This is a genomic window from Micromonospora sp. NBC_01796, assembly GCF_035917455.1.
GTDB lineage: Bacteria > Actinomycetota > Actinomycetes > Mycobacteriales > Micromonosporaceae > Micromonospora_G.
On record NZ_CP109078.1, the window covers coordinates 4665618 to 4682185 of the forward strand.

Annotated in this window: 20 protein-coding genes; 14 read left to right on the forward strand and 6 right to left on the reverse strand. The window is 67.8% G+C overall.

The genetic code is table 11. The annotated features are described in order from the left end of the window. The gene (locus OIE47_RS21550) at positions 1–1050 is read right to left on the reverse strand and encodes a sugar phosphate isomerase/epimerase family protein (protein ID WP_326556345.1); all 1050 of its coding nucleotides are present in this window, start codon (positions 1048–1050) and stop codon (positions 1–3) included. A 332-nt stretch (positions 1051–1382) separates the two neighbouring features. On the opposite strand from OIE47_RS21550, the gene OIE47_RS21555 reads away from it, so the two are divergent. Beyond that, on the forward strand, positions 1383–2315 hold the full coding sequence (locus tag OIE47_RS21555; RefSeq protein ID WP_326556346.1) for an ABC transporter ATP-binding protein: 933 nt from the start codon (positions 1383–1385) through the stop codon (positions 2313–2315). Positions 2316–2324: 9 nt separating this feature from the next. On the opposite strand, the gene OIE47_RS21560 is transcribed toward OIE47_RS21555, so the two are convergent. From OIE47_RS21560 to OIE47_RS21570, 3 genes are all read right to left on the reverse strand, one after another. Continuing rightward, complete coding sequence (locus tag OIE47_RS21560; RefSeq protein ID WP_326556347.1) at positions 2325–2672, reverse strand: winged helix-turn-helix transcriptional regulator; 348 nt, start codon at positions 2670–2672, stop codon at positions 2325–2327. A gap of 311 nt (positions 2673–2983) precedes the next feature. Next, a complete protein-coding gene (locus OIE47_RS21565) occupies positions 2984–3205 on the reverse strand; it encodes a hypothetical protein (RefSeq protein ID WP_326556348.1) in 222 nt (73 codons plus the stop codon). Then, on the reverse strand, positions 3202–3474 hold the full coding sequence (locus OIE47_RS21570) for a hypothetical protein (RefSeq protein WP_326556349.1): 273 nt from the start codon (positions 3472–3474) through the stop codon (positions 3202–3204). Before OIE47_RS21570 ends, OIE47_RS21565 begins: the two co-directional genes overlap by 4 nt. A gap of 243 nt (positions 3475–3717) precedes the next feature. On the opposite strand from OIE47_RS21570, the gene OIE47_RS21575 reads away from it, so the two are divergent. Further along, positions 3718–4527, forward strand: a complete 810-nt coding sequence (locus tag OIE47_RS21575) for a helix-turn-helix domain-containing protein (protein ID WP_326556350.1) — start codon at positions 3718–3720, stop codon at positions 4525–4527. Continuing rightward, positions 4518–4709: a DUF397 domain-containing protein gene (locus OIE47_RS21580; protein ID WP_326556351.1), complete on the forward strand. Its 192-nt coding sequence runs from the start codon at positions 4518–4520 to the stop codon at positions 4707–4709. Before OIE47_RS21575 ends, OIE47_RS21580 begins: the two co-directional genes overlap by 10 nt. Positions 4710–4797: 88 nt before the next feature. Here OIE47_RS21580 and OIE47_RS21585 read toward each other — a convergent pair whose 3' ends face one another. Beyond that, on the reverse strand, positions 4798–5208 hold the full coding sequence (locus OIE47_RS21585) for a hypothetical protein (protein ID WP_326556352.1): 411 nt from the start codon (positions 5206–5208) through the stop codon (positions 4798–4800). Between the two features lie 117 nt (positions 5209–5325). Continuing rightward, positions 5326–5817 (reverse strand): hypothetical protein, encoded by a 492-nt coding sequence (locus OIE47_RS21590; RefSeq protein WP_326556353.1) that lies wholly within the window; start codon positions 5815–5817, stop codon positions 5326–5328. Positions 5818–6413: 596 nt separating this feature from the next. Between OIE47_RS21590 and OIE47_RS21595 the strand changes: the two genes are divergently transcribed. From OIE47_RS21595 to OIE47_RS21645, 11 genes are all read left to right on the forward strand, one after another. Next, positions 6414–6809: a hypothetical protein gene (locus tag OIE47_RS21595; protein WP_326556354.1), complete on the forward strand. Its 396-nt coding sequence runs from the start codon at positions 6414–6416 to the stop codon at positions 6807–6809. A 39-nt stretch (positions 6810–6848) separates the two neighbouring features. After that, positions 6849–7301 (forward strand): NUDIX hydrolase, encoded by a 453-nt coding sequence (locus OIE47_RS21600; protein WP_326556355.1) that lies wholly within the window; start codon positions 6849–6851, stop codon positions 7299–7301. A gap of 78 nt (positions 7302–7379) precedes the next feature. After that, a complete protein-coding gene (locus OIE47_RS21605; protein WP_326556356.1) occupies positions 7380–8573 on the forward strand; it encodes a low temperature requirement protein A in 1194 nt (397 codons plus the stop codon). A gap of 59 nt (positions 8574–8632) precedes the next feature. Continuing rightward, complete coding sequence (locus OIE47_RS21610; RefSeq protein ID WP_326556357.1) at positions 8633–9022, forward strand: ArsR/SmtB family transcription factor; 390 nt, start codon at positions 8633–8635, stop codon at positions 9020–9022. Then, positions 9019–9687: an SRPBCC family protein gene (locus tag OIE47_RS21615; RefSeq protein ID WP_326556358.1), complete on the forward strand. Its 669-nt coding sequence runs from the start codon at positions 9019–9021 to the stop codon at positions 9685–9687. The genes OIE47_RS21610 and OIE47_RS21615 overlap by 4 nt, the downstream gene beginning before the upstream one ends. A 127-nt stretch (positions 9688–9814) precedes the next feature. Next, positions 9815–10630, forward strand: a complete 816-nt coding sequence (locus tag OIE47_RS21620; RefSeq protein WP_326563192.1) for an ABC transporter permease — start codon at positions 9815–9817, stop codon at positions 10628–10630. Between the two features lie 13 nt (positions 10631–10643). Then, the gene (locus OIE47_RS21625) at positions 10644–11450 is read left to right on the forward strand and encodes an ABC transporter permease (RefSeq protein ID WP_326556359.1); all 807 of its coding nucleotides are present in this window, start codon (positions 10644–10646) and stop codon (positions 11448–11450) included. Between the two features lie 75 nt (positions 11451–11525). Then, positions 11526–12578 (forward strand): YihY/virulence factor BrkB family protein, encoded by a 1053-nt coding sequence (locus OIE47_RS21630; protein WP_326556360.1) that lies wholly within the window; start codon positions 11526–11528, stop codon positions 12576–12578. Between the two features lie 159 nt (positions 12579–12737). Further along, positions 12738–13916, forward strand: a complete 1179-nt coding sequence (locus tag OIE47_RS21635) for an ROK family protein (protein ID WP_326556361.1) — start codon at positions 12738–12740, stop codon at positions 13914–13916. Then, positions 13913–15481, forward strand: coding sequence for a sugar ABC transporter ATP-binding protein (locus OIE47_RS21640; RefSeq protein ID WP_326556362.1), 1569 nt, complete (start codon positions 13913–13915; stop codon positions 15479–15481). The genes OIE47_RS21635 and OIE47_RS21640 overlap by 4 nt, the downstream gene beginning before the upstream one ends. Further along, the gene (locus OIE47_RS21645) at positions 15478–16548 is read left to right on the forward strand and encodes an ABC transporter permease (protein ID WP_326556363.1); all 1071 of its coding nucleotides are present in this window, start codon (positions 15478–15480) and stop codon (positions 16546–16548) included. The genes OIE47_RS21640 and OIE47_RS21645 overlap by 4 nt, the downstream gene beginning before the upstream one ends. Positions 16549–16568: the final 20 nt, after the last annotated feature.

A 16568-nucleotide genomic window follows, 5' to 3' on the forward strand; every position in this document is an offset into this window, starting at 1 on the left:
TCAGAAGCGGGTCGCCTTGATGGCGTTGACGCTGCGCTCGGTGGCGCCCCAGACGCCGCCCTGCTCGACCGGGGTCGAGCCGGCGTTGTCCTGCTCCCAGATGTAGTGGTGGTCGTCGAGGGACTTCAGGCTCTTGAAGAAGTCCTCGAACGGCACGTAACCACCGGGTACGCCGAACTCGGTCATCGAGAGGCTGGTGCCCTCGGCGTTGAGCAGACCGTCCTTGACGTGGAACAGCGGGAAGCGCTCCTGCTGCTTGGCGATCGTCTTGATCGGGTCGAGGTTCTTGCGCCGGCTGGCGCCGAACTCGTCCAGGTAGGTCTTGAACCGCACCTGGGCCTGGTACGCCCAGTAGATGTCCATTTCGAAGTAGACCAGCTCGGGGTCGGTCAGGCCGAAGAAGTACTCCAGGCCGCGCTGACCGGTGGAGCGGGTCGGCTTGCCGTTGGCGTCCAGCGGGCCGGTGTCGAGCAGGAAGTTGTACTCCCCGTCGTGGTTGTGCTGGTAGAACTTCAGCCCGCGCGCCTTGGCGGCCCCGCCGACGGCGTTGTACGCGTCGGCCGCGGCCCGCCAGTCGGACTTGTACCGGCTGCCGGTCGGCGCGTTCGCGGTGCCGACGAACTTCATGCCGAGCATCTGCGCGATGTCGAGCTGCCGGGTCAGGTCGGTCTGGAACGAGCCGAAGCCGACGTGCGAGCCGACGGCCTTGAGGCCGTTGTCGTCGAGCAGCTTGCGGATCGCCAGGATGTCGGCGTCGGTCGGGTTGGTCCCGTACCCGGCGAACTCGATCTCCTTGAAGCCGAGCTGGGCGAGCTTCGGCAGCTTGTCGGCGAACGGAGCCGGGTCGCTGCGGATCGAGTAGAGCTGGATGCCGATCTTGCCGACGGGCAGCCGGTGACCCTGGCTGTCGCGTACGGCGCCGCCGTCGGCGGCCTGGGCCATCCCGCTGAACGGGCCGGCGACGGTGATCGCGCTGGCCGCGGCGCAGGCGGACAGCCCGAGGAACCCGCGACGGCTCCAGGCGGGGTTGGTGGTGTCTGGTGAGGCCATGTGTTGGCTTCCCTTTCAGCTCTCGGTGGGCAGGTGTGGTGCTGGCGTGCGCCGATTCGCCGAAGTGCGGAGCCGACCCTGGGCTCTGTGCCACCAGAGCCGAGGGCTCTGCGCCAACAGAGCCGGGGGAGACCCTGCGCCAACAGGGTCGGGATTCCGGACGGGTCGATCTCCTGTTGCGGACCGTACCCGCGATCAAGGTCAAAAAGAAAGAGTCATCTGACGGGAAACTCTCTTCCCGCAGGTGACAAAGTCGCGCTCATGAAAACGAAAACCGTAACCCGCCGGAAACTCGGTGGGAGGTGTCGTAGGTCCGGGCTAGGGTCGTCGCCGTGGCCACGGAACAACCTCTCATCCAAGCTCGCGGACTGGTCAAGCGGTTCGGTGACTTCACCGCCGTCGATGGGATCGACGTCGAGGTGCGTCCCGGCGAGGCGTTCGGCTTCCTCGGCCCCAACGGCGCCGGCAAGAGTTCGACCATGCGCATGGTCGGCTGCGTCTCCCCGCCCACCGACGGCGAGTTGCGCATCCTCGGCATGGACCCGAGACACGACGGCCCGGCGATCCGGGCCCGGCTCGGCGTCTGCCCCCAGACGGACAACCTCGACCCCGAGCTGACCGTGCGGGAAAACCTGACCACGTACGCCCGCTACTTCGGCATCCCGCGCAAGGTGGCCCGCGAGCGTTCCGTCGAGCTGCTCGACTTCGTCCAGTTGACGGAGAGGGCCAACAGCAAGGTCGAACCGCTCTCCGGTGGCATGAAGCGCCGGCTCACCATCGCCCGCGCCCTGGTCAACGAGCCCGAGATCGTCCTGCTCGACGAGCCGACCACCGGGCTCGACCCGCAGGCCCGGCACCTGGTCTGGGAGCGGCTGTTCCGGCTCAAGCAGCAGGGCGTGACGCTGGTGCTCACCACCCACTACATGGACGAGGCCGAGCAGCTCTGCGACCGCCTGGTGGTGATGGACGGCGGCAAGATCGTCGCCGAGGGTTCGCCCCGCGACCTGATCGAGCGCTACTCGACCCGCGAGGTGGTGGAGCTGCGCTTCCCGACCCAGTCGCAGGAGGAGTTCGCCGGCAAGCTCTCCGGCATCGCCGAGCGGACCGAGGTCCTACCCGACCGCATCCTGCTCTACGTCGACAACGGCGACGCCGCCCTGACCGAGGTGCACAACCGCGCCCTGCTCCCGTCCAGTTCCCTGGTCCGCCGCAGCAGCCTGGAGGACGTCTTCCTCCACCTGACCGGCCGCACCCTCATCGACTGAGGGCGCTGCTTACCAGCGTTCGGTGGTGGGCGGCATCGGTGCGCGCTGCCCCCACTGTTCCAGGGCGCGCAGGGCGGGCTCCAACTCGCGTCCCCAGTCGGTCAGCTCGTAGATCCGTACGCGGTCGGGGGCGCCGAGGTCGCGGAAGCGGACCACCTCGAACTCGACCAGCTCGCGCAGGCGCTTGCTCAGCACGTTCGGGCTGATTCCGGGCAGGCCGGCGAGGAGCGCGGGAAACTCCTTCGGGCCGGGCAGCAGGTCGCGTACCACCAGCAGTCCCCAGCGCTCACCCACGACGTCGAGACTCCGGGCGACACCGGACGGATCTCCATAACTACGACTACTGGTACTGGTCACAGCCCGCAGGTTACGCGGCCCGCCCCGCCCCGCCTCCACCCCCATCCGCCCCGCCACGCGTGGTGTCGGCGTCGGCGTCGGCATGATCCACGCGCGCTGAGCTGTTCTCCGGGCGGGGCTGACGACAGCTCAGCGCGCGTGGATCATCATTGGTCACGGTGCTCCGCAATTCCGGCAACTCCCTCTTCTGCCACATTCCTGCTTTCGTGTTCGGCGTGTCGGGAATGGGAAGTGGTATCACCGTCGGGGCGTACATCTTCTTTGATGTGCGTACATCGAATTTGATGTAAAGGTTTTTCGAGTCATATGGTCTAGACGAGGTAGACGTCGACCGGGACGCCGTCCGGTTTGACGATCCGGAAATGGCCGTCGGGCGCCAGGTCGTGCATCAGGTACGCGACCCGCAACGCCCGGTTCAACGCATCGGTACGACTCGACCGTTGCCCGGCGGCGAGCCCGGTAAGCGCGTCGGCTGCCGCCGGACTCAGGTTGACCGTCACCTTCACCAGCCGCGAACCACCCGGATCCGTCATCGGCCCAGCGTCATCGGCCAGCCCATGAACCGGGTGTAGAGGTCCTCGCGGGGGCCGTTCGGGCTGAACTCGGCCAGGTCGTCGAGGGCGCGGACGTACTGGCCGGAGAGGTAGTGGCACAGGGCGATCCGGTTGCGCCCGTAGTCGGCGAGCAGGCCGAGCTTCGCCGGTGGACACGGCCACCTACCCGCGCAGCGGCGACACCGCCACGAGGGGCGCATGGGCAGGTGCAGCCGCATCGCGCGCCGGATCCGTCCGCGCCGACTCATGCCGTCTCCTATTCGCCGTCGAGAATGGAAGGGGCCGCCCCGAGCGGGCGGGTGGGAAGCCGGGGCGGCCCCGCAGTCCCGCCCGGTCCTTTGCCGACCGAATCCGAACGGTTCCGCTGAGGACACCTTGCCCGCAGCCATTTATTTATGGGAAGGTCCTTGGGGCGCACCTGGCGGAAGCGTAGATCCCGGCCTATCTCGCCTGTGGATCAACAATGATGATCACAAAACTGTGGAGGAAGTGTGGCGACCAAACCCGTACCCACGGCGGACCTGATTCGGGCACAGTTACGGCGAATCCGAACCGCCGCCGGAATGAGTCAGGAGGAGTTCGGCAAGCGAGCCCACTACTCGGCCTCGCTGGTGTCCTCCGTGGAGGTCGGCCAGCGACCCCTGGACGAGACCTACCTGGCCCGAGCCGACCAGGTCCTCCAGACCGAGGGCCTGTTCGTCGCCATGCTGGAGCTGGCCAAGCGCGACGGCGAACCCACCTGGTTCCGCCCCTGGTTGGATGCCGAACGCAGCGCCCTCCAACTTCGGTGCTTCGAACCGAATCTGATCCCAGGACTGCTCCAGACGCCGGACTACGCCCGCGTGGTCATCCGAGGGGATGTCCGCCTCAGCGAGGACGAGGTCGACAAGTTGGTGGCCGCTCGAATCGAACGGCAGGCCATCCTGGTCCAGGAGCACCCGCCGCAGCTCACCGTCGTGGTTGACCAGTCGGCGCTACAGCGCTTCGGGGGCGGGTTCGAGAAGATCATGGCGGAGCAGCTCATGCACCTCGTCGCTTGCGCCGAACGCCCGAACGTCAGCGTGCATGTCATGCCCGCCACCGTTGGCCTGCACATCGGGCTGACCGGCCCGTTCATCCTCGCCCGCTCGGCGGACGGCGGATGGGTCGGATATCTGGACAATCAGGTCGGTGGGGATGTGGCGGACCGCACCGAGGACGTGGAAACCCTGCTGTCGAGGTGGGAGAGTGTGCGTAACGACGCCCTCCCACGGCAGCAGTCGCTAGACCTGATCAAGGAGATAGTTGAGCCATGGATCTGACCGGCACCCGTTGGCGTAAGTCCACCCGAAGCGGCGCCCAGGGCGGCAACTGTGTCGAGGTGGCGGACAACCTGCCGGGCAGGGTGTTCGTGCGGGACACCAAGGACCGTGACGGTGGCACTCTGGCCTTCGGCCCGGTGGCCTGGCGCGCCTTTGTCTCGGACGTCGCCCGCCGCCCGTAACCCCCTCGACGCTACGACCGGCGCCCGCACTGCCTCCTCGGAAGCAGAGCGGGCGCCGTCCTCTGTTCACGCAGGTGGTGGGGCCAACTCACCGGCTGATCTTGTACTGGTTGAACGAGCCGCCACCACAGACCCAGTGGGTGTGCGAGGAGACGATGTAGTAGCCGGGCGGGATCGGGGAACTCGCGCAGACGTACTCGACCGAGCCGGGGATTTTGATGGTGCGTTGGTTGTAGGCGCCGCCGCCGCAGGCCCAGTGGTTCTGGATCGCCACGACGACGTAGCCGGGTGGGTTGGGCGAGCTGGCGCAGACGTTCTCGCTCGGGCCGGGGATTTTGATCGTCTGTTCGTTGTAGGTCCCGCCGCCGCAGGCCCAGCCGGTCTGGATGGAGATGACCACCCAACCGGACGGGACCGGCTGGCTGATACAGATGTCGACCGGATTGGCGCTCGCCGCAGTGGGTGCGACGAGCACTACGGCCGCCGTGGTCAGAAGCATGGATAAGATCACAGACCGCAACATGGTACGCATATCGCCATGTTAGGGATCGTCATCCGTTGATCGGAACGCTCGACATTGGACAGATCACGGACTCGACTGGTTCGGAGAAGACGCTCAGCGGTTCGACAGCAGCAGGATGGTGGTGATGACCACGGCTGCCGCACCGAGCAGGCCGACCAGATACTGCCAACTGTCGCCCATGCCACGGGACCTGCCCGCTATGGAGGTCACCCGGTCGTTGAGTTCGACGATCTTCTCAGACATCGACGCGATCCGTTCCTCCGCCTCGATCCGGGGTAGGAGGTTGCGCTCGCGGTCGTTCATCGCCGCCCGCCACTCGTTCGTGGACTCCAACCGTTTCTCGACGAAGTCCTCCGCCTTGTTCACCGCCTGCTGGGAGGCGTGGAACGCCGCCTTCACCGCGTTCTCCTGGGTCGCCAGTGCCGCCAACACGGCCTTGTCCTGAGCCAGGAGCGCCGCTGCCGCCAACTTTTCGTGCGACGACAGCGCGGCCGTTATCCACTGGTCGCGAGCCGCGAGGGCCGCTTTCATGCTCTCTTCGTGCGCGGCGAACCGTTGCTCATAGCGCTGATCGTTTGCCTTCATCAGTTCGTAGATGATGTCGGCGGTTCACTGCATGCCGACCACGATCTCGCGTGGCTGCTCAGCGCGCGACGCCATCATGGCGAGCCGAGGCGCACAAAAGTTGGCCGAGGTCCCACACTCCGGATGGATAACATTTCATTGCTCCTAGATGCCGGCCTTGAAGGTACGGACGCTAGCGAGCCGCACTCAGCCACATCGAACAGTAACCGCCTCGACGAACATAAGTCCAGGTCAGGCCGTGCCACATCGGAAGGTGATCGTCTGGGGTCACGTTCTGTAGTCGCGCGAGGGGTGGCCCCGGTCCGCTCTGCGTGTCGGTGACGAAAGGACGGGTTTCAGACTGGGCAAACGCTCGTTGACCTGCGACTGTGGAGATGTAGAGGTGTCGTACCCGGTCACCGGGTGCCTCCACGGTCGATCACCAAAGCATCGACACGGGCACGTCCTGGCCCCGCCCGACACCCGCTCCGGCGGGTAGGTGACGGGCCACCCCCTTCCGGATCCATCCGACGCGACACGGAACGGAAGATAGGGATCTCCATGAACAAGCACATGACGATCGCCATACGCCAGGACCGACGAGCGTGGGTCCTGACATGACCGCGCCCCAGCGTTCATCGAGTGAGAATGATGCCTATAACCGCGGGCTGGACGCGGGACGGATCGAGCAGCGACTCAAGGGGCATGATGATCATTTCAGGCTGATAAACGGTTCGATCGATGAGATGACCCAGGCTTTGCAGGTTCTCACCGATGAACTACGGGCGAACGTCAGCAGGTTCAGTGCCTCTGCGACCTCCGACCGCCGCGACGCCGGAGAGCGGGAGAAGATCGCCGTGACGGTTGCCGCCGCGCTGATGGAAAAGGAATCCAGCGTACGTGAGGAAAAGACCCAGCGGTGGACGGCCTGGCAGCGGCTGTTCGCCGTCCTCGGTGCGATCGTGCTGGTCGCCAACTTCACCCTGGCGATCTACCTCGCGCTCACCCGCTGACCCGCATCGTGATGGGTGCGGTGGACTAGCGTCGGGGGCGTGGAAGCGACGTACCGGCCCGCGACGCGGGTGATCTGCCTCGATGCCGTCGATCGGGTGCTGCTGCTGCGGTGGCGGGACCCGTTCGACGGCGCGTTGCTCTGGGAGCCGCCCGGCGGTGGCATCGAGCCGGGCGAGACGCCGTACGACGCGGCCCGGCGTGAGCTGTTCGAGGAGACCGGGCTCGACCCGGCGGCCATCCTCGACCACTCGGTGCCGGTGCAGCGGGACGTCCGGTGGAACGGCAAGTGGTTCGTCGGCCCGGAACAGTTCTTCCTGGCTCGTTTTCCCGACGAGCGACCCGCCCTGACCCGCGCCGGGCTGCTCGTCGACGAACAGCAAAACCTGGACGCGACCGGTTGGTTCGCGGATGCCGAGCTGGATTCACTTCCGGACCGGTTGGAGCCCCCGGAGTTGCGATCGGTCATCGCCACCCTGCTGGGCACCCGGTAGCAGCGGCCATATCGACCTGTCGACCCCTCACCCCGTGGTACGAATATCGGCGGTGGATGAGGTGAGGCGGACGAATTAGTGGCGGGGAACCTGGCGGCGAGGCTGCTGCGTAAGCGTGAGCATCCGCGCCAGGCCTCGGCCCTCGAACTCTTCTTCGACCTGGCCTTCATCTTCGGGCTGACCCTGCTGTCCAGACGCCTGTTCGACGATCTGAGCTGGGGCAATCTGCTCGAGACGCTGATCCTCTTCGCGGCCACGTACTGGATCTGGATCGCGACCGCGTGGTCGACCGACTGGTACAACCCGAACGAGCCGATCATCCGGGGACTCGTTCTCAGCATCATGTTCGTCGGCCTGGTGATGGTGTCCGCCATACCGAGCGCGTTCGGGCCGCACGGGCTGATCTTTGCCGGGGCGTACGTCCTCATCCACCTCGGCCGGGGCGTGTTGCTGCTGTCGCTGCTGCGTGGGCATCCGCTGCAACGCCGTTCGTTGCTGGTCCTGATCTGGTTCTCGATCTCGGCGGTGCCCTGGCTGGTCGGGGCCTTCCTGCCGGAGCCCGAGCGGGTGGCGCTCTGGCTGGTCGCGTTGGTGATCGACTACGGGATTGCCTGGCTCGGCTGGCCGACTCCGGGGCTCGGCCGGGTGCCGGAGGAGAACCTCCGCAACGTCGGCGAGCATCTGTCGGAGCGGTACCAGCAGGTTTTCATCATCGCCCTGGGTGAGGTGATCCTGGTGAACGGCCTCACCTACGCCACCGCGGGAATCACCCCGCTGCGTACGCTCGCCTTCGGGTTGTCGTTCCTCAACGTGGTGCTGCTCTGGCGCGGTTATCTGATTCCCGGTGGTCTCCGGATCGGCGGCATTCTCGATCAGAACCGACCTCGGATGGCGGTCTCCGTGGCGCTCTGCCACGCGTTGGTGATCGCGGGGACCCTGCTCACCGCGGTCGGTAACGAGGTGTTGATCATCGAGCCGCTCAGCGACCCCCGGGGCGCGTGGGTGATGCTCATCGTCGGCGGGGCCGCGCTTTTCCTGTTCGGCCGGTTCATGTTCCACGTGTCGGTGTTCCGCCGGCTGCCGTGGCCGGGGCTGGTCGGTCTGGTGATCCTCGGGCTGCTGAGCCCCGTACTGCTCCTGCTCCGTCCGATGGTGGTCTCGCTGGTCACCAACCTGGCGCTGTTCGGGGCCGTGGCCGTCGACGTCTACCTGCTGCGACGCTCGGTCCGGGAGGGCCGGATACCCCCGCCGCCCGGTGGCGACGCACTCTGACGATCGACCCAGGTCCCCAGCTTTGACTTATATAACCGTGCGCTGATAACTTGCTGCTCGTGCACGCGTTCGACGTACTCGGGGATCCGGTGCGGCGGCGGATCCTCGAACTGCTCGCCGAGGGCGAGCTGACCTCCGGTGCGGTCACCACGGTGATCTCCGAGGAGTTCGGGATCAGCCAGCCGGCGGTGTCGCAGCACCTGCGGGTGCTGCGCGAGAACGGCTTCGCGACCGTACGACCACAGGGTGCCCGCCGGCTCTACGCGGTGAACTCCGAACCCCTGCGGGACGTGGACGTGTGGCTGGACCGCTTCCGCCGGTTCTGGACCCCGCACCTGGCCGCGCTGGCGACCGAGATCGCCCGGGGCAAGCGGGAGCGCCGCCTGAACCCACCCCAGACGCAGACGGACCCGATCGACCACCCGACAGAGCAGAGGAACGAACCATGATCGATGTGAACGAGAAGATCAACGCCGTACGGCGACAGGTCGGCAAGCGGGTCCTGGAGGCGGGGGAGGCGCGCGTACAGACGATCAGCCAGGTGTACGACACCACCCTCGAAGACCTCTGGGACGCCTGCACCAAGCCCGAGCGGATCGCCCGGTGGTTCCTGCCCGTCACCGGTGACCTCCAGGTCGGCGGCCGTTACCAGTTCGAGGGCAACGCCGGCGGCACCGTCGAACGCTGCGACCCGCCCAAGGGCTTCGCCGCCACCTGGGAGTACGGCACCGAGGTGAGCTGGATCGAGGTCCGGCTGACCGGCGAGCCGACCGGCGGAACCCGGTTCGAGCTGGACCACATCGCCCACGTCGACGACGAGCGGTGGGCGCAGTACGGGCCGGGCGCGACCGGTGTCGGCTGGGACCTGGGATTCATCGGCCTGGGCCTGCACCTCGCCTCCGGCGGCGCCCCGGTCGACCCGGCCGCGGTCGAGGCGTGGTCCACCTCCGACGATGGCCGGCAGTTCATCACCCTGAGCAGCCAGCGGTGGGCCGACGCGGCGATCGAGGCCGGGGAGGACCCGACCGCCGCCAAGGCAGCCGCCGGGCGTACGACCGCCTTCTACACCGGAGCACCGGAGGACGCCGCCGGAGCCGAGGCGCCAGCGGAATAATGCGGCGAAAACGTCAGCCGCTCGCCGTACAGTTCCGGCGGTACGACGCCTTGGTCGTACCGCCGAGCTGTGCGGAGGCTGACGTGATGCGGTGGGTGGCGGAAACCGGCCGGACCGGGACGCGCTGATGGTGGCCGTCGACGGGGCGACCCCGACACGTGCGCCGGTCCGCCCACCGGGCGGGCTCGCGCCGGCGCTGGCCGTACTCGAATATCACCTGGTCAACTCCCGGCGGACCTGGCGGTCCAGCGCGGTCTCCTCGTTCGTCCTGCCGCTGCTGACCATGGTCGGCTTCGGTCTCGGGGTCGGCACCTACGTCACCCAGGGTGTGGACGGCGTCGACTACCTCGACTTCCTCGTTCCCGGCCTGATCGCCTCCACCGCGCTCCAGGTCGCGGTCGGCGAGTCGACCTGGCCGGTGCTGAGCAACTTCAACTGGATCCGGACCTACTTCGCGCAGGCCGCCGCGCCGCTACGGGTGTTCGACATCATCGGCGGACACCTGGCCTTCGTCGCGTTCCGGGTGCTCGCCAGCAGTGCGGTGTTCCTGCTGGTGGCGACGGTCTTCGGCGCGCTGCACTCGGTCTGGGCGCTGGCCACCCTGCCGCTGGTCGTGCTGATCGGGCTGGCCATGGCCACCCCCGTCTTCGCCTACTCCGCCTGGGTGCCCACCGACAGCTACCTGGCGATCCTGTTCCGGTTCGCGATCATCCCGATGACCCTGTTCGCCGGGGTCTTCTTCCCGGTCGACTCGCTCCCGGTCGGGCTGCGCTGGGCCGCGTACGTGTCGCCGCTCTGGCACGGCGTCGACCTGTGCCGGGCCGCGACCCTCGGCGTCGCGCCGCAGTGGTCGGTCGCCGGTCACCTGCTCTACCTCGGCGCCTGGGTGGTCGGCGGCTGGCTGCTGGCCGGGGCCGCGTTCCGCCGACGGCTCGTGATCTAGGAAAGGGACACCAGTGGTCAGCCTCGTCCTGCCCCGGTTGATCGGCTTCGAGGGCGCCCGCCGTTCGGTCTCGGTGGCCGAACGCAACGTCGCCGCGCTCAAGTCCGCCTACTGGGTGGTACTGGTCTCCGGCTTCTTCGAGCCGTTGCTCTACCTGCTCTCGATCGGCGTCGGCGTCGGCGCCCTGATCGGCGACCTCACCCTGCCCGGCGGGCAGGTCGTGACGTACGCGGCGTTCGTCGCCCCGGCGATGCTCGCCTCGTCGGCGATGAGCGGCGCGCTGTCGGAGACCACCTTCAACTTCTTCGGCAAGATGAAGTACCAGAAGCTGTACGACGGGATCCTCGCGACCCCCGTACGGCCGTTCGAGATCGCCCTCGGTGAGCTGGGCTGGGCGATGCTGCGCGGCACCCTCTACTCGGGCGCGTTCCTCGCCGTCATGGTCGCGATGGACCTGACCACTCCCGTACGGGCGCTCGCCGCCTTCCCCGCCGCGGTGCTGGTCGGGTTCGCCTTCGGTGCGCTCGGCATGGCCCTGTCCACGTTCATGCGTAGCTGGCAGGACTTCGACCTGATGGGGTCGGCCCAGTTCGCCCTCTTCCTCTTCTCCGGCACCTTCGTGCCGGCCCAGGGCTACCCGACGGTGCTGCGCTGGCTCGTGGAGGCGAGCCCGCTCTACCGGGCGGTGGACCTGGTCCGGGGCATCACCACCGGGACCGGCGGCTGGCTGCGGATGGTCGACGTGTTGTACCTGCTCGCCGCCACCCTCGTGGGCCTGCTCGTCGCGTCCCGCCGGATGGGCCGGATGTTGTACAAGTGAGCTGATCGAATGGATTACCCCGGCTGCCCGTGGGGCAACAGGTGGTGACCGCGCCTCACAGACAGGAGGGCCGCCATGGCCCCGGACCGGCCTTCCGACCCACCGGCGTCGAAGGACGGGCCACCTGTGCCGGCGGACGGGTCACCTTCCCCGGTCGACGGGCCACCGGCGCCGGACGACGGGCCGTCGAGTCCGGTCCGGCTCTCCGGCACCTCCTGGTGGGCGGCGCTGCGGCGTACGGTCGCCGAGTTCCAGAAGGACAACCTGACCGACCTGGCGGCGGCGCTGACCTACTACAGCGTGCTGTCGATCTTTCCCGGCGTGCTGGTGCTGGTCTCCCTGCTCGGGCTTCTCGGCAAGCAGACCACCGACGACGTGCAGGGGACCATCCGGGACGTGGTCCCGCAGCCGGAGATCCAGCAGATCCTGGACGGCGCGATCAACCAGGTACGCGAGAACAGCGGCACGGCCAGCCTGGCGGCGATCCTCGGTCTGCTGACCGCGTTCTGGTCCGCCTCCGGTTACATCGGCGCGTTCATGCGGGCGTCGAACGCGATCTACGACGTCCCCGAGGGGCGGCCGATCTGGAAGACGCTGCCGATCCGGCTCGCCGTGACCGCCGTGATCGGGGTGATGCTGCTGGCCAGTGCCCTGATCGTGGTGTTCACCGGGCGCCTGGCGGAGGTGGCCGGCAACGTGCTCGGGATCGGCGGGGCGGCGGTGACGGTCTGGGACATCGCCAAGTGGCCGGTGCTGTTACTGCTGGTCACCCTGATGTTCGCGATCCTCTACTGGGCATCGCCGAACGCCCGGCAGGGCGGGTTCCGGTGGATCACCCCGGGTGGTCTGGTGGCCGTGGTGGTCTGGCTGCTCGCCTCGGGTGGACTCGCCCTCTACGTGGTCAACTTCAACTCGTACAACAAGACGTACGGCACCCTGGCGGCCGTGATCGTCTTCCTGGTCTGGCTCTGGCTGACCAACGTGGCGATCCTCGTCGGCGCCGAACTCAACGCCGAACTGGAGCGGGGGAGGGCGATCGCGGCCGGCTACCCGGTGGACAAGGAGCCGTACCTGGAGCTCCGCGACGATCGCACACTACGCAAGGCTGCGCGTCCGCCGAACGAATGAGTTTTCTTGATCAGGACGCTGCTTTTGCTGGAGAAGACAAAAGTTCGTTCCAGATCTCCTGAAGCTCTAGACAGGTACGCCAGAAGGCTCCTACTGTGTCGGGCACAACACCTCGACGTTGCGTCGATGTGAACAGACCCGACCGGGAGGTGAGTCCACGTGCGTACGGCGGAGCCACTCCACCTCCGGTTGCTGCGACTGCTCCGTGACCAGGGAGCCGTCTCCCGCGCCGAACTCGCCGACCGGCTGGAGATGCCCCGACCGCGCCTGCTCGCCGAGCTGGACCGGTTGGTGAACGCCGGCTACGTCGCCGAGGCGGGGCTCGCCGCGTCACGGGGCGGTCGCCGGTCCACACTGGTCGAACTCAACCCCGCCCTGCGGTTCGCCGCGGTGGACCTGGGTGCGAGTTCGATCGACGTCGAGGTGGTCAACGGCCGCCTCGAACCGGTGATCGCGTACACCGAGGCGAGCGACATCCGCTCCGGCCCAAAGGTCGTTTTGCAGCGGGTCAACGAGCTGCTGCACAAGGCCAAGGTGGAGGGCGCGTACGAGCGGCTCGACGCGGTCGGCATCGGCGTACCCGGCCCGGTGAGTTTCCGGGACGGTGTGCCCGTGTCCCCGCCGATCATGCCGGGGTGGGACCGTTTCCCCGTACGTGAGCTACTCACCCGCGAGCACAACTGCCCCGCGGTGGTGGACAACGACGTCAACATCATGGCGATCGGAGAACGGCACGGAGGTGTCGCCCACTCGGTGGACGACTTCCTCTTTGTCAAGATTGGCACCGGTATCGGGTGCGGGATCTACCTGACCGGCGAGGTCTACCGGGGCACCGACGGATGTGCCGGCGACATCGGCCACATCCAGGTCGACTCGCACGGTCCGATGTGTTCATGTGGCAACGTCGGCTGCCTGGAAGCGCTGTTCAGCGGCGCCGCCATGGCAAAGGACGCCACGGTCGCGGCTCGCAGTGGCGCATCACCGGTGCTGGCCGAGCGGCTCGCGGCGAGCGGTGCGGTCACCGCCCTGGACGTCGCCGAGGGCGCCGTCGAGGGGGACGTGACCTGTATCCGGCTCATTCGTGACGGCGGGCGCCGGGTGGGCGGAGTTCTCGCCGGCCTGGTCAGCTTCGCCAATCCATCGATGATCGTCATCGGAGGGGGGCTGGCCCAGTTGGGTCACATCCTGCTCGCGGAAATTCGCAGCGTGGTCTACCGGCGGTCGTTGCCGCTGGCCACCGGCAACCTGCCGGTGGTGCTTTCCGAACTCGGCCCACGGGCCGGGGTCACCGGCGCCGCGGTACTCGCCAGCGACGTCGCCTTCGGGGAGGCATTGTGAGCGAGCAAGTCAGCACCGAACAGACAGATTCCGCACAACCCAATATCGTCCTGCGGCTCACCGACGTGGTGAAGACCTTCCCCGGCGTACGCGCGCTCGACGGCGTACAGCTCGAGGTACGGGCCGGCGAGGTGCACTGCCTGCTGGGCCAGAACGGCGCCGGCAAGTCCACCCTGATCAAGATCCTGTCCGGCGCGCACCAGCCCGACTCCGGGCAGGTCGAGTGGCTCGGCGAAGAGGTCAACTTCGCCAACCCGCAGGCCGCGATGAAGGCCGGGATCGCCACCATCTACCAGGAACTCGACCTGGTCGACGACCTGTCGGTGGCGGAGAACGCCTTCCTCGGCCACGAGCCGCGTACCCTCGGCTTCGTCCGTCGGGCCAGGATGGAACGTCAGGCCAACGAGATCCTCGGTCGGCTCGGCCACGGCGAGATCCCGTCGAGCCGGATGGTCAGGTCCCTGCCGGCCGCCGGCAAGCAGATCGTCAGCATGGCCCGCGCACTCTCGCACGACGCCCGGCTGATCATCATGGACGAGCCGAGCGCGGTGCTGGCCCACGACGAGGTCGGCAACCTGTTCCGGATCATCCGCGAGCTGACCGCACAGGGCATCGCGGTCATCTACATCTCGCACCGGATGGACGAGCTGCGCGAGATCGGCGACCGGGTCACCGTACTCAAGGACGGCCGGACCACGGCGGCGAACCTGCCCGCCCGGACCACCCCGACCAAGGACCTGGTCAGCCGGATGACCGGCCGCAACATCGAGTACGTCTTCCCCGAGCGTCCGGCCGCGGCGACCGCCGTCACCGAGGCCACCGAACTGCTCCGGGTCGACGGGCTCTGCCGCGAGGGCGAGTTCCAGAACGTCTCGCTCGACGTCCGCGCCGGTGAGATCGTCGGCATCGCCGGGCTGGTCGGATCCGGCCGGTCGGAGCTGCTGGAGTGCATCTACGGTGCCCGCCGGGCACAGTTCGGCACCGTCACGATGAACGGGCGCAAGCTGCGTTCGGGCAGCGTGGGCGCGGCCGTCAAGGCCGGCATGGGCATGGCACCGGAGGAGCGCAAGAGCCAGGCGCTGCTGCTCGGCGAGCCGATCTACCGCAACGTCACCCTGGCCACGTTCACCCGGTACGCGAGCTTCGGCTTCACCAACGCAGGCAAGGAACGCGCCGAGGCGGAGCAGATCGCCGACTCACTGGAACTGCGCCCGCGCGACGTACGCCGGGCCGTACGCACGCTCTCCGGCGGTAACCAGCAGAAGGTGGTGGTCGGGCGCTGGCTGCTCGGCGACACCCGACTGCTGCTGCTGGACGAGCCGACCCGGGGTGTCGATGTCGGCGCCCGCGCCGAGCTCTACCAGGTGATCCGTGCTCTCGCCGAGCGTGGGGTGGGCGTCCTGCTGGTCTCCAGCGAGGTGCCCGAGGTGCTCGGCCTGGCCGACCGTGTGCTGGTCATGCGGGAGGGGCGGGTCGTGCGCGAGGCGCCGGCCGGCGAACTTGACGAAGACACTGTGCTCGACCTCGTCATGTCGGGGTCGCTGATGGAAGGTGCGCCAGCATGAGTGACGCGACCGCGACCGCGGTGGCCGAGACCCCGCAGCACGGCGGCGCCACGCCCCCGGCCAAGGGCGGCAAGTGGCGTGGTGACCTGGGCGAGTCGATCACCCGCAACCTGGGCCTGCTGGGCGTACTGGCGCTGCTGATCATCATCGGCGCGGTCACCCAGCCCGACCTGTACGGCGACTCCTCCTGGGTGTGGAGCAACGTCCTGTCGATCCTCCAGCTCGCCTCCGTGGTCGGTGTGGTCACCGTCGGGATGACCTTCGTGATCATCGGCGGCGGCATCGACCTCTCGGCCGGCGCGATCGTGGCGCTGGCCGGGGTGTGGGCCACCACGGTCGCCACCCAGAGCTACGGCGCCGCTGGCATGATCTTCACCGCGATCATCGTCGGTACGGCCGTCGGGCTGGTGAACGGCCTGTTGATCTCGTATGGCCGGTTGGTGCCGTTCATCGCCACTCTGGCCATGCTGGTCGCCGCCCGAGGGCTGGCCGCCCAGATCTCCGGCAAGCAGACCCAGGTCTCGGCGAACACCTTCATCAACGGGATCGCCGCGAACAAGTTCCTCGGCATCCCGATCCTGGTCTACATCTTCGCCGGGGTGGTCGCCGTCGGCTGGGTGCTGCTCAACCGCACCACCTTCGGTCGCCGTACGGTCGCCGTCGGGGGTAACCCGGAGGCGGCCCGGCTCGCCGGAATCAACGTCAAGTGGCACAGCCTGCTGCTCTACGGGCTCTCCGGGCTCTGCTGCGGGATCGCCGCGATCATGCTGACCGCACAGGCCAACTCGGCCCAGGCGGCCATGGGCAACCTCTACGAACTCGACGCGATCGCCGCCGCGATCATCGGCGGCACGCTGCTGAGCGGGGGCCGGGGCACAATCATCGGCTCCGTACTCGGTGTGATCATCTTCGCCACGATCACCAACCTGTTCGCGATCAACGGCCTGCCGGTCGAGGTCCAGAACATGGTCAAGGGCGGCATCATCGTCGCCGCCGTACTGGTCCAGCAATTCCGGTTCAAGTCGGTAACCCAGCTCTTCGCGCGGAACAAGGTCACCACGACCTGAGGCACCGCAACCTCCAGGTG

Coding starts and splice junctions, on each gene's coding strand:
- OIE47_RS21615 (WP_326556358.1), top strand. CDS start 9,019: ATGATCGATGTGAACGAGAAGATCAACGCCGTACGGCGACAGGTCGGC.
- OIE47_RS21580 (WP_326556351.1), top strand. CDS start 4,518: ATGGATCTGACCGGCACCCGTTGGCGTAAGTCCACCCGAAGCGGCGCC.
- OIE47_RS21565 (WP_326556348.1), bottom strand. CDS start 3,205: ATGACGGATCCGGGTGGTTCGCGGCTGGTGAAGGTGACGGTCAACCTG.
- OIE47_RS21595 (WP_326556354.1), top strand. CDS start 6,414: ATGACCGCGCCCCAGCGTTCATCGAGTGAGAATGATGCCTATAACCGC.
- OIE47_RS21590 (WP_326556353.1), bottom strand. CDS start 5,817: ATGAAGGCAAACGATCAGCGCTATGAGCAACGGTTCGCCGCGCACGAA.
- OIE47_RS21630 (WP_326556360.1), top strand. CDS start 11,526: ATGGCCCCGGACCGGCCTTCCGACCCACCGGCGTCGAAGGACGGGCCA.
- OIE47_RS21645 (WP_326556363.1), top strand. CDS start 15,478: ATGAGTGACGCGACCGCGACCGCGGTGGCCGAGACCCCGCAGCACGGC.
- OIE47_RS21570 (WP_326556349.1), bottom strand. CDS start 3,474: ATGAGTCGGCGCGGACGGATCCGGCGCGCGATGCGGCTGCACCTGCCC.
- OIE47_RS21585 (WP_326556352.1), bottom strand. CDS start 5,208: ATGCTTCTGACCACGGCGGCCGTAGTGCTCGTCGCACCCACTGCGGCG.
- OIE47_RS21550 (WP_326556345.1), bottom strand. CDS start 1,050: ATGGCCTCACCAGACACCACCAACCCCGCCTGGAGCCGTCGCGGGTTC.
- OIE47_RS21620 (WP_326563192.1), top strand. CDS start 9,815: ATGGTGGCCGTCGACGGGGCGACCCCGACACGTGCGCCGGTCCGCCCA.